Consider the following 12,445-nt stretch of genomic DNA (forward strand, 5'->3'; position numbering starts at 1 on the left):
AATTATATTACAGATCACATTAAACACCTGAAAAGAATACAACTCTTATGCAATGCGTGGTATGAAATAAATCTGTAATGAAAATCTCATAATGTTCTCACTCATCCATTTTTCCAAGATGAGTACGTATTACTTCACTTTTGGCTAGGTAAGGTTATGAGCGCAGAAAAACTATATATAGAAAAAGAACTTAGTTGGTTGTCTTTCAACGAACGAGTATTACAAGAAGCTGCCGATAAAACCGTCCCTTTGATCGAACGTATTCGCTTTCTTGGGATCTTTTCCAACAATTTAGATGAATTTTACAAAGTACGCTTTGCGGACGTGAAGCGCAGAATCCTAATCAGCCAAGAGCGTGGTGGCAGCGATAGCCCTAAACGACTGTTAACCAAAATGCAGTCGAAAGCACTCAAGCTTAACGAACAATTTGATGAACTTTACAGCGAATTGATTCGAGAAATGGCGCGACGTCGCATTTTCTTGGTCAACGAACAACAACTGGATGAATCGCAACAAAAGTGGATCGCGAAATACTTCCGTAGAGAGGTCATGCCGCATATCACTCCTCTGCTAATGAAAGACGAGATCGATGTTCTGCAATTTCTCAAAGACGAGTACGCTTACATCGCTGTAGAGCTACGTAAAGAAGAACATTACCAGTACGCTCTGATCGAAATTCCGACCGATCACCTTCCCCGCTTTGTGATGGTACCAGAACAGAAAGGAAAGCGTCGAAAAACCATCATCTTACTTGATAATATTATCCGCCACTGTTTGGATGAGCTGTTCAAAGGCTTTTTTGATTATGATGAGCTTAGCGGCTATGCGATGAAAATGACGCGTGACGCCGAATACGATTTACGCAACGAAATCGAATACAGCTTGCTCGAACAAATGTCGGAAGGTGTCAATCAGCGACTGACAGCAAAGCCCGTTCGATTCGTCTACGAACGTGATATGCCGCCCCAAATGCTAGAGTTTCTTTGTAACAAGCTCAATATCTCTAATTACGATAACCTTATCCCCGGCGGCCGCTATCACAATTTTAAAGACTTCATTGCGTTTCCAAATGTTGGGCGAGAGTACCTTGAAAATAAACCGCTTCCGCCAATGAAATGCGCCGATTTCGAAGGTTACGCTAACAGCTTTGACGCGATTAAAGCGAAAGATATTCTGCTCTATTACCCCTACCACACTTTTGACCACATTAGTGAGTTGGTACGCCAGGCCTCCTTCGATCCAAAAGTACTTAGTATCAAGATTAACATTTATCGCGTCGCGAAAGATTCTCGCTTGATGAACTCATTAATTGATGCGGTGCACAACGGCAAAAACGTCACCGTGGTCGTCGAGCTGCAGGCTCGCTTTGATGAAGAAGCCAATATCGAATGGTCAAAAGTGTTGACCGAGGCAGGTGTACACGTCATCTTCGGAGCGCCTGGCCTTAAGATTCATTCAAAGCTACTGATGATCAGTCGCCGTGAAGGTGAAGAGATTATTCGCTACGCGCACATCGGCACAGGCAACTTCCATGAGAAGACGGCACGAATTTATACCGACTTCTCTCTCCTTACCGCAGATCAAGAAATCACTAACGAAGTTCGTAATGTCTTCGGTTATATTGAGAATCCATACCGCCCAGTGAAGTTCAACCACCTCATGGTATCTCCACGTAATTCTCGAACCCAAATCTACCGCTTAATTGATAATGAAATTGCGAATGCCAAGCTAGGAAAGAAAGCCGCTCTTACGATCAAGGTCAATAACCTAGTCGATAAGGGCATCGTCAATAAGCTATATGGAGCAAGTACGGCGGGAGTGAAAATAAATATGATCATTCGCGGCATGTGCTCATTAGTACCGGGCATTGAGGGGATCAGCGACAATATTCGCATCATCAGTATTGTTGACCGCTTTTTGGAACACCCACGCGTGGTGATTACCCATAACGATGGCGATCCGCAAGTCTATATCTCTTCTGCTGACTGGATGACAAGAAATATCGATCACCGCATTGAGGTGGCGGCGCCAGTCCGTGATCCACGTTTGAAACAGAGAATTATTGATATAACGAATATCCATTTTACCGATACAGTAAAGGCTCGTTTTATAGATAAGGAAATGAGCAACGCTTACGTACCACGAGGTAATCGCAAAAAAGTTCGTTCTCAAATCGCTATCTATGACTATCTTAAAAATATAGAAAAGCAAACTAGAAAACAAAATTCAGATGCCTCAAATACTTGAACAAGATACTCGCTACATTGCCGCGATAGACCTCGGCTCAAACAGTTTCCACATGGTGGTGGCCAAAGTTGTAGGCAGTGACTTACAACTGGTTAGCCGTCATAAACAGCGTGTTCGCTTAGCATCAGGACTCGACAGTGAATTGAACTTAAGTCATTCCGCGATGGAACGTGCGTTAGAGTGCTTAGCCATGTTCGCTGAGAGGCTGCAAGGGCTTGATGAGTCGAATGTGCGTATCGCCGCGACACACACACTAAGACGCGCTAAAAATGCTCATCTATTCATTGAGCGTGCGAAAGAAGTGATGCCCTTCCCAATAGAAATCATCCCAGGGGAAGAAGAAGCCCGCTTGATTTACTTAGGTGTCGCTCACACTCAAGTAGAGTCAAACTCCAAGTTGGTCGTTGATATTGGCGGCGGCAGTACCGAAATGATCATTGGACAAGAGTTTGAACCTGAGCTTCTCAACAGTAAACAGATGGGATGCGTCAGCTTTACAGAGCAATATTTTAAAAACGGCAAACTGTCTGGGAAAAACTTCAATAAAGCGATGTTAGCCGCCGAGCAAAAACTCGAGTCCATCGCTTCAGCATACCGTAAAAAAGGCTGGGATATCGCGCTCGGCTCGTCAGGAACTATCAAAGCGATTCAAGAAGTACTTGTAGGGTTGGGTTTTGAAGATGGCCTGATCACCGCGAAGAGACTGGACACGCTTATTGAAACTCTGTGTAATTTTGATTCAATTGAAGAGATTGAACTGACAGGTTTAACAGAAGAACGTAAGCCCGTATTCGCGGCAGGCGTGGCGATTTTGTCCGCAATTTTCAAAGCACTCCGCATTGAGCAGATGTTTTTCTCCGATGGTGCTCTGCGCGAAGGTCTGTTGTACGAAATGGAAGAGCGTTTTGCGCGCTCCGATATACGTATGCGCACAACTGAAAATTTAGCCAACAAACACCGGGTTGACTTAGAGCATGCTGCTCGTGTTAAAGGCCATGCACGTGAGATGTTATGTCAGGTGCGCTCTGAACTAGGTATTAAGAAAAAGAGTGAGTTATTTGACTTACTAGAATGGGCAGCATTGCTTCATGAAGTCGGATTAAGTATCAACTTACGTAGCTTCCATCGCCACTCTTTCTATATTCTGTTGCATTCCACTCTACAAGGTTTCAACCGTGAACAGCAATTAGTGCTCGCAACATTAGCCCGCTTCCAACGCAAAGCACTTAAACTGCAAGAACTGCCAGTTTTCAACCTCTACAAACAAAGTGACGTGATAAGCCTCATCAAAATATTACGACTTTCTATCGTATTAAATGGACAGCGTAACGAAGATCCATTGCCTGACATCACTTTATCCATCAAAAATGATGAATGGATTCTTACGTGCACAGATAAAGCATGGCTAGAAAACAACAAATTGCTTCATGCTGATTTGCAGGAAGAACAAGAACGTTGGGACAGTGCGAAGTGGACACTCACTTTCTGATCTCGTGCTGTTCATACCTAAACAAAAAGTCGGCTTACAGGCCGACTTTTTTTAACTCTTCTTCTGCAAAATCTGCCGTAATGGGCACATAACCATCTTTCTCAACCAACGCTTGCCCCTGAGCGGAGAAAATAAAGCGAATAAACTCGGCTTCAATTGGTGTTAATGGGTAATCCGGGTGCTTATTCACGTAAACATATAAGTAACGTGATAGTGGGTACTTACCACTAACAATATGTTCTCGCGTTGGCGTCACGTAGTCATTCCCCGTTTTTGCCACCGGAACTAAGCGTACGCCTGCCACTCGATAACCGACACCGGAATAACCGATTCCACTGATGGTTGACGCTACAGCTTGCACAACTGACGCGGAGCCTGGCTGCTCGTTAACTCGGGTCTTGAAATCTCCGCCACACAAAGCATTGCTTTTGAAGTAACCATAAGTTCCAGAAACGGAGTTACGACCAAACAACTGCACGTTTCGCTTTGCCCACTGTGATTCAAGACCTAGTTGCTGCCAGTTTGTGACGAATTGACTTTCACCACAGCGTAGCGTGGCAGAAAACAAAGCATCTAATTGACTAAAGTTAAGCCCTTGAATTGGATTGTCTTGATGAACAAAAATACCTATTGCATCGATCGCAACTCTAAGCGCCGTTGGCTTGTAGCCATGTTCACGTTCAAACGCTTCAACCTCTCTTAAACGCATCGGGCGACTCATGGGACCAAACTGAGCTGTTTGTTCGGTCAATGCTGGGGGAGCAGTGGAAGAGCCAGACGCTTGGACTTGCGCATTAATATTCGGGTAAATGGATTTAAACTCTTCAACCCAAAGTGTCGTCATGCCCGCAAGCGTATCGGAGCCGACAGAAAGCAAGTTCCCAACAATCCCAGTCGTTTTATGATAATTCGGCAATGGCTTATCTTGAGCGACAGCCATACCGGAACAAGCAAGAGCCAGTAGACTGAACACTTTTGCAACTCTTAATACCATTATTTAACCACCAAACGTTCAGGCAATACAAAAGAAAACTTGCTGCCCACGCCCACTTCACTGTGAATTTCCAAATGAGAATCATGGTGGCTCAGCGCATGTTTCACAATAGCCAACCCTAACCCACTCCCTCCGGTATCGCGTGATCTTGCTTTATCGACGCGATAAAAACGCTCAGTAAGTCGATGGAGGTGCTGAGGCTCTATACCATCACCACTATCCTCCACCTCTAAGCATGCGCCTTGAGATGTCTGGAACCAACGAACATTAATGTTCGCGCCAGGCGGTGTGTATTTGACAGCATTATAAACGAGGTTAGAGATAGCACTACGTAACTGGTCATCATCGCCCAGTACGCGTAGGCTAGCATCAACATCAAATTTCAATTTATGTTGGTTGTCCCCGCTAAGGCTGACCGCCTCTTTTTCTAGTACTTCGAGCATCGCAGGTACATTCACGACTTCTTCAAGCTCATGCATAGGTGCCGCTTCAATTTTAGATAGCGTCAGTAGTTGGTTCACCAAACTGTTCATGCGGTTAAGCTGCTCCGTCATAACACCATGCGCTTTGCTCCACATTGGGCCCACAACCATGTCAGGGTCTTCTGTCATCTCCAAATAACCTTGTAGCACCGTCATTGGTGTACGCAGTTCATGAGAAACGTTAGCAAAGAAATTACGGCGCATTCCCTCAAGTTGTTTTAACTGGCTAACATCACGCACCACCATCAAATGTTCACCTTCGGTATACGGTACGATACGTAGTTCTAGCATGCGTTCGACATTGAGTGGTGAACGCATTTCCAATGGCTCAGAGAAGTCTTTCTTGTTGAGGTACTTGATAAAGTCAGGCGTACGAATGAGGTTGGAGATAGGTTGACCAGAGTCTTCCGGCCAATGGAAACCCAATAAGTGTTGAGCCAGTTTGTTACACCAAACGATATTGCCTTCAGCACGGAACACCACGACGGCATCGGGTAACGATTCCGCACCATTTCTGAATCGACGAATGAGATTAGTAAGCTCTTTGCGTTTACGGCGTTGGCGCTGCTGTAAGCGATACAAGCCATTGAACAAAGATTCCCAGTTACCGCTACCAGACGGTGGCGTGAGGCGCTTTTCATCCCATAACCAAGAAGATAAACGTACTTGGTTATGCAAATGCCACACAAGCTGCAATGCCGTAGCTGCCAAAAGCAACCACGGCATATAACCGAATATCCAACCTACTATCACCCATGGGGTGTAAAAAAAAGCCAGCTCCCAGGCCAGCTTTTTCCACGTTAATCTTTCAACCACTCATAACTCCAGAAATGGTACCGATAAGCTGCGTGTTAATTTATGCCTTTGTCGAGAAGCGGTATCCAGCACCACGAACAGTTTGGATCAGCTTATCATGACCTGCGGCTTCCAATGCTTTACGCAGGCGGCGAATATGAACATCGACCGTACGATCTTCGACATACACGTTAGTACCCCAAACATTGTTTAATAGCTGCTCACGGCTGTACACACGCTCTTGATGCGTCATGAAAAAATGCAGCATTTTAAATTCTGTTGGACCCATATCTAATGGTGCATCATTAGCCGTGACACGGTGTGATACAGGATCAAGCTTCAATCCCTGCACATCAATTACGTCTTCCAGTGCGGTCGGGGTTACGCGACGAATCACCGCTTTTAAGCGCGCAACCAACTCTTTAGGAGAGAATGGCTTAGTAATGTAGTCATCCGCACCGACTTCTAAACCGCGCACTTTATCTTCTTCTTCACCACGAGCGGTAAGCATCACAACTGGAATGTTGCGCGTTAATTCCTCTCGCTTCATATGCTTGATGAAGTTAATGCCGCTGCCGCCTGGTAACATCCAATCCAGTAAAACTAAATCAGGGAAGGGTTCAGCCAGTTTGGTTACTGCAGTATCGTAATCTTCCGCTTCTACCGCTTGGTAACCTTTCTGCTCAAGTACGAAGCACAGCATTTCGCGAATAGGAGCTTCGTCTTCAACAACCAGAATCCTTCTAGACATAATTGAGTAACCTTATGTTCGTTGAGCTAATGAATTTAAGAGACAAAGCGCCCCTCTATGCATAAGCATTATCACTACCAATTATGACACTTTTGTGACCTTTGAAAACAAATTTTCATATAACTTTCTTTTGAGGTTCATTCGGATATTTTTCATTTCTATTAAGACATCAGCACAAAAATTCCCTATGATTAGTCCCTTGTCATCAAGCCTAGAGAAGATTTATGTGGTTTAAAAACTGTCTGGTATACCGCGTTAACCGCGAGGTTACTTTCAACGCCGAACAACTAGAAACTCAACTGTCTGAATTCCGATTCACCCCATGTGGCAGTCAAGATAAACAGAAATTTGGCTGGGTCAGTGCAATGGGTAGACATGGCGACATGATGACTCACGTGTCAGAAAACCGCATTCTGATTTGCGCCAAGAAAGAAGAGAAAATGCTACCTGCCTCAGTGATCAAAGAGTCATTGAATGCAAAAGTAGAAGCAATGGAAGCGCAAGAAGGTCGTCCTCTGAAGAAGAAAGAGAAAGACAATCTGAAAGATGACATCGTAATGGATTTACTGCCTCGCGCATTTAGCCGTAGCAGCCACACTCACGTGCTCATCATGCCAAAAGAAGGGTTCATCCTTGTTGACGCAAGCAGCTACAAAAAAGCGGAAGACGTATTAGCACTACTTCGTAAAACCATGGGTAGTTTACCTGTTGTTCCTGCCATTCCAGAAGTAGCGATTGAAACAACGCTAACCGAGTGGGTGAAAACGGGCGACACACCTCAAGGTATCACCATGATGGACGAAGCAGAGCTAAAATCCGTGCTTGAAGAAGGTGGCGTGATTCGTTGTAAGAAGCAAGAGCTGACCACAGATGAAATCCGCAACCACATCGCAGCAGATAAAGTCGTAACGAAGCTTGCACTTAATTGGCAAGATCGTATTGAATTCATCATGACAGAAGATGCGGGTATTAAGCGTCTAAAATTCTCTGATGAATTGAAAGATCAAAATGACGATATTCCACGTGAAGATCAAGCGGCTCGATTTGATGCAGACTTCTCTCTGATGTGTGGGGAGTTCAGTGCTTTCCTACCCAACCTATATGATGCGCTAGGCGGCTTACCAAATCCTAACGCTTAACATTGTATAAAGGTTAACCATAACGCCCTCACTTTTTTTGAGGGCGTTTTTCTATCTGAAGCACAATTACCCTAGTCACAGTTCACATTTTAACGTAAAATTTGCGCCCCATTTCCATTAGGTGGAATTGGCCTGACTTGTGATCAGATAAAAGAGAATTGAGCAATGACAACTGAGAAAGCATTCGTACCTGAGCTACTGTCTCCTGCGGGAAGCCTGAAAAACATGCGTTACGCATTCGCCTACGGCGCAGATGCAGTTTACGCTGGCCAACCTCGCTACAGCCTTCGCGTGCGTAACAATGAGTTTAACCACGAAAACCTAAAAATCGGTATCGATGAAGCGCATGCTCTAGGCAAAAAGCTTTATGTGGTATGTAACATTCAACCACACAACTCGAAGCTAAAAACGTTCATCCGTGATCTTAAGCCAATCGTAGAGATGGGTCCTGACGCATTGATCATGTCAGATCCAGGCCTAATCATGATGGTTCGTGAAGCTTTCCCAGAAATGCCAATTCACCTTTCTGTACAAGCAAACGCTGTAAACTGGGCGACTGTTAAGTTCTGGGCAGCGAATGGCGTGGAGCGTGTGATCGTTTCTCGCGAACTATCTCTAGAAGAAATCGAAGAAATTCGTGAGCATTGTCCTGAAACTGAACTTGAAGTATTCGTTCACGGTGCATTATGCATGGCTTATTCTGGTCGTTGCCTACTTTCTGGTTACATCAACAAACGTGATCCTAACCAAGGCACTTGCACCAACGCGTGCCGTTGGGAATACAAAGTGGAAGAAGGCAAAGAAAACGACGCTGGTGATATCGTAGAGAAATTTGACCCATCTGAAGCACAGCCTGTCGAAGTACAAGACGAGCGCCCTGAAACCACAATTGGTCGTGGTAAACCAACGGATGAAGTCGTTCTACTTTCTGAAGCGCACCGTCCAGAAGAAAAAATGGCAGCGTACGAAGATGAACATGGTACTTACATCATGAACTCTAAAGACCTGCGAGCAGTGCAGCATGTTGAGCGCCTAACCAAGATGGGTGTGCACTCGCTGAAAATCGAAGGTCGTACTAAATCATTTTATTACTGTGCTCGTACTGCACAGGTTTACCGCAAAGCAATTGATGACGCTGTAGCAGGCCGACCATTTGATGAAAGCCTAATGGGTACACTAGAGAGCCTAGCTCACCGTGGCTATACCGAAGGCTTCCTACGTCGTCATACTCACGACACCTACCAGAATTACGATTACGGCTACTCAGTCTCTGATGCTCAACAGTTTGTCGGTGAGTTCACTGGTAAACGTCGTGGCGATATGGCTGAAGTAGAAGTGAAAAATAAATTCCTTGTCGGTGATAGTCTTGAGCTAATGACGCCAAAAGGTAATGTTGTTTTCACGCTAGAAGCGATGGAAAACCGTAAGTCAGAGTCTATTGAGGATGCCAAAGGGAATGGTCACTTCGTCTTCATTCCAGTACCAGCAGATCTAGATTTAGAATACGGTCTATTGATGCGTAACTTAAACTCAGGGCAGGACACCCGTAACCCGACTGGTAAGTAATCATGGCTTTGCTCATTACTGACAAATGCATCAACTGCGACATGTGCGATCCCGAATGCCCCAATGGGGCAATCAGCATGGGAGAAAGCATTTTCGAAATTGACCCAGCTCTATGTACAGAGTGTAAGGGACATTACGAAAAGCCGACCTGTCAGTCAGTGTGCCCGATTACAAAATGCATTATCACAGACCCGGAGCATATAGAAACAGAAGAGCAGTTACTGGAGAAATTCGTGATTATTCAAGGGTTAGCATAAGAACAAGTAGGTTCAACTTTGGAGACAAAGTTGAACCTTTTTTTAACCCGACTTTTCAATAGGATAGATATTACAAAACAACTCTTTTTCAAAATGAGACTCTAACCGAGCTCGCCAATTTTCAGCTTGGGAAACCGGCACAAGATAAAAGTTTTCTCGGCTCGTGTCCGTAACGAAAGCCATTCCATATTGCATCAGCTCGTAATGCACATCATTAACAAATCCGGGATCAAGACGCTGACGTCCTGTCAGGTGGTTTACATCAACCCGAGTCAATAAGACCCCTTTCGTTTCACTGCTAAATCTGTGTCTTAACCACTCTGCAAATTCTTTTGCACAAATCATAGTCATGGTTTTATCCTTGATTTACTCTTCTAGCAGGAGAAATATCCATTCCTGCCTCACACACTTGTCTGCCTTGTTATTGCTTCGCTAGCCAACTGACAGACATATTGCTAAGAAACCAAAGTATCGTGACGAAAGATCTTTCTAAACAGAGAAGTTACGACTTATCTATACTACAACTCTTTGTTTAATTTAGATTTCTATATTATGTCACCAAAACTAATTAGGTTAGTTTTTGTATTGGTATTATTCACTGTAGACAAAAGTATGATGTTTCTCCAGTTTCATAAAAGAGATACGTAAGGGAATATAAACCTGTAGAGTCACTCTAGTTAGTAGAGATAAGTGATTGGCATTGCGGTGGAATCGCTTTTTTTCGCTTGGGCTTAGTAATAACTTTCGCAGACGGAGGCTTATCGATAGGCTTAACTTTCGGTCCCCAACTAGCAAGCTCTACCCCGCAACCATCACCAGCGGGAGGCAGAGCTTGTTCAACACAGTAGCCACTCGACTCAGGACAAGATAACCTGACGTGGAAGTGGTAATGATGCCCCCACCAAGGGCGAACTTTACGTAACCAAGAACGTTCTTTGCCTTCTTCTTGCGAGCAAAGCTGCTCCTTAATGACAGGATGTACAAAAATTCGTGCAACACCCTCACTCTGTGCAGCATATCGAATCAGCCTAAAGTGCCTATCTTCCCAGCGATGGTTAAGTATGGAATAGCCTTTTAAGTCCACCACACTCATTGGCTTAGGGAGTTGTAATTCGTTATAAGAAAGCGGTTGGTCAGCGAGTCTTAACCAGATATCAATATCTAACCCAGTTTGGTGACTAGAATGGCCAGAAGAAAACCTTCCTCCTCGTGGTAAAGACAGATCACCTATAAGCAGCGTTGTGTTGAGATTTTGATGAGCTTGAAGCGCTAGGTTTTCAATAAATTCTATCGTTTTAGGGTGCCCATAGTAGCGTTTCGTTTTACTACGTAAAACTTGATAACCAACGCCATCAAGAGGCAAAGGTAATGCGCCATCCAAACAACCGTTGGCATAACTACCAATAGAGGAAGAAGAGTTTCGGGTAGGGTTAGCAACAGACTCCCAAGGAGTAGAGTATACAGAAGCTGAGAAACATAAACCCAAAGATACAATGAAACTCAGCTTCATAGCTTTTAGCCTTTAGTAGTGTTCGCCATTATCGTAATAAGCTTTAGGGGATAAAGCTGAAAAGATAACTGCAACATCAATATCCGCACCAGCAATACCACAAACTTGCTGTGTAATAAGCTTAGCAACTTTATCTTGTACTTCCTGACCACGATCAAACCAAAGCACTTCGACAAAAGGATATGCAGCACTCACCTCGCCCTCATTGAAAAACGTAGTGTAGATATACTCAAAAGTAAAATCCTCACGCGGACAGTCCATAAGAGGCTGAAGTTCATCCGTCAGAGGCTTTGATAGTGCCTGAACAGCTTGCGGCTCTACAGCACGGAATCGAAAATGTGGCATAAACTTACTTCCTAATTATTAGCATTAACTCATGATAATAACAGGAACCAAGTCAGTAATCATCCAAGCCAATGTAACCACTAACCTTTTCTATACACGTCATATAGATCAAGTAGTAAATCAACTAGCTCACTAACGAAGAATAATGGGAGTATGAACAGAGGTAAGAAGGGGTAAAACGATACACCGAAGCTTAGTGACGCAATCTATTGCAAGGGAAAATAGAATGGCTTAAGTCATCGATGTAATATGTTCTTAAGATCAATATGTATCAGATATCGACAACTATTCGTTAGAAACGAAAAAGGCTCCGACCTAAGTCAGAGCCTTGATATATGGCAGGGGTGGAGAGATTCGAACTCCCAACACGCGGATTTGGAATCCGCTGCTCTGCCAATTGGAGCTACACCCCTGCAGTTCGTGTTTAATGAGACGACTCTCAAATAAGTGGCGGAGTGGACGGGACTCGAACCCGCGACCCCCGGCGTGACAGGCCGGTATTCTAACCAACTGAACTACCACTCCGCAGTGGTATCACCCGCTTGTAATTAGCAAGTGTCCAAAATTTAAAGCCTGGCGATGACCTACTCTCACATGGGGAAGCCCCACACTACCATCGGCGCTATTTCGTTTCACTTCTGAGTTCGGCATGGAAATCAGGTGGGTCCAAAACGCTATGGTCGCCAAGCAAATTCTTTAATTCGGAAAGCTGTTTTCGTTCTTACACATTCAATGTTCTTTCATTGAGTCCATCAAAACCCCTTGGGTGTTGTATGGTTAAGCCTCACGGGCAATTAGTACAGGTTAGCTCAACGCCTCACAACGCTTACACACCCTGCCTATCAACGTCGTAGTCTACGACAACCCTTT

Annotated in this window: 11 protein-coding genes, 2 tRNA genes and 2 rRNA genes; 5 read left to right on the plus strand and 10 right to left on the minus strand. The window is 44.4% G+C overall.

Annotated elements, in window-relative coordinates:
- The first annotated feature begins 156 nt into the window (after positions 1-156).
- Positions 157-2,247, plus strand: coding sequence for a polyphosphate kinase 1 (gene ppk1, locus NL645_RS12665; RefSeq protein ID WP_005391598.1), 2,091 nt, complete (start codon positions 157-159; stop codon positions 2,245-2,247).
- Positions 2,231-3,736: an exopolyphosphatase gene (ppx, locus tag NL645_RS12670; protein WP_139060325.1), complete on the plus strand. Its 1,506-nt coding sequence runs from the start codon at positions 2,231-2,233 to the stop codon at positions 3,734-3,736. The genes ppk1 and ppx overlap by 17 nt, the downstream gene beginning before the upstream one ends.
- A gap of 34 nt (positions 3,737-3,770) precedes the next feature.
- On the opposite strand, the gene NL645_RS12675 is transcribed toward ppx, so the two are convergent.
- The 3 genes from NL645_RS12675 to phoB are packed head-to-tail and all read right to left on the minus strand — an operon-like array spanning position 3,771 to position 6,758.
- Positions 3,771-4,730 (minus strand): PstS family phosphate ABC transporter substrate-binding protein, encoded by a 960-nt coding sequence (locus NL645_RS12675; protein WP_253651794.1) that lies wholly within the window; start codon positions 4,728-4,730, stop codon positions 3,771-3,773.
- Entirely contained in the window at positions 4,730-6,028 is a 1,299-nt protein-coding gene (gene phoR, locus NL645_RS12680; protein ID WP_005383667.1) for a phosphate regulon sensor histidine kinase PhoR, read from the minus strand. Before phoR ends, NL645_RS12675 begins: the two co-directional genes overlap by 1 nt.
- A 40-nt stretch (positions 6,029-6,068) precedes the next feature.
- Positions 6,069-6,758 carry a phosphate regulon transcriptional regulator PhoB gene (phoB, locus tag NL645_RS12685; protein ID WP_005381752.1) on the minus strand — a complete coding sequence of 230 codons (690 nt, stop codon included), beginning with the start codon at positions 6,756-6,758 and terminating at the stop codon, positions 6,069-6,071.
- Between the two features lie 224 nt (positions 6,759-6,982).
- Here phoB and rdgC point away from each other — a divergent pair, with 224 nt between their 5' ends.
- The 3 genes from rdgC to NL645_RS12700 all read left to right on the plus strand — a co-directional run bounded on the left by rdgC (position 6,983) and on the right by NL645_RS12700 (position 9,720).
- On the plus strand, positions 6,983-7,897 hold the full coding sequence (gene rdgC, locus NL645_RS12690) for a recombination-associated protein RdgC (RefSeq protein WP_005391604.1): 915 nt from the start codon (positions 6,983-6,985) through the stop codon (positions 7,895-7,897).
- A 165-nt stretch (positions 7,898-8,062) separates the two neighbouring features.
- Complete coding sequence (gene yegQ, locus NL645_RS12695; protein ID WP_006741904.1) at positions 8,063-9,463, plus strand: tRNA 5-hydroxyuridine modification protein YegQ; 1,401 nt, start codon at positions 8,063-8,065, stop codon at positions 9,461-9,463.
- A 2-nt stretch (positions 9,464-9,465) separates the two neighbouring features.
- Entirely contained in the window at positions 9,466-9,720 is a 255-nt protein-coding gene (locus tag NL645_RS12700) for a YfhL family 4Fe-4S dicluster ferredoxin (protein ID WP_065646335.1), read from the plus strand.
- A 42-nt stretch (positions 9,721-9,762) separates the two neighbouring features.
- Here NL645_RS12700 and NL645_RS12705 read toward each other — a convergent pair whose 3' ends face one another.
- The 7 genes from NL645_RS12705 to NL645_RS12735 form a co-directional block, all read right to left on the minus strand.
- Positions 9,763-10,071 carry a hypothetical protein gene (locus tag NL645_RS12705; protein ID WP_104974461.1) on the minus strand — a complete coding sequence of 103 codons (309 nt, stop codon included), beginning with the start codon at positions 10,069-10,071 and terminating at the stop codon, positions 9,763-9,765.
- Positions 10,072-10,393: 322 nt separating this feature from the next.
- Positions 10,394-11,230: a penicillin-insensitive murein endopeptidase gene (gene mepA, locus NL645_RS12710; protein WP_237309653.1), complete on the minus strand. Its 837-nt coding sequence runs from the start codon at positions 11,228-11,230 to the stop codon at positions 10,394-10,396.
- A 12-nt stretch (positions 11,231-11,242) separates the two neighbouring features.
- Complete coding sequence (locus NL645_RS12715) at positions 11,243-11,575, minus strand: DUF1904 domain-containing protein (protein ID WP_237309654.1); 333 nt, start codon at positions 11,573-11,575, stop codon at positions 11,243-11,245.
- A gap of 336 nt (positions 11,576-11,911) precedes the next feature.
- Positions 11,912-11,988 (minus strand) — tRNA-Trp (locus NL645_RS12720).
- 35 nt (positions 11,989-12,023) lie between these two features.
- Positions 12,024-12,100 (minus strand) — tRNA-Asp (locus NL645_RS12725).
- Positions 12,101-12,146: 46 nt separating this feature from the next.
- A 5S ribosomal RNA gene (gene rrf, locus NL645_RS12730) occupies positions 12,147-12,263 on the minus strand.
- A gap of 85 nt (positions 12,264-12,348) precedes the next feature.
- Positions 12,349-12,445 (minus strand): 23S ribosomal RNA (locus NL645_RS12735); the annotation flags it as partial.

The organism is Vibrio sp. Y51_MX_L26 (genome assembly GCF_024181935.1).
Taxonomy (GTDB): domain Bacteria; phylum Pseudomonadota; class Gammaproteobacteria; order Enterobacterales; family Vibrionaceae; genus Vibrio; species Vibrio diabolicus.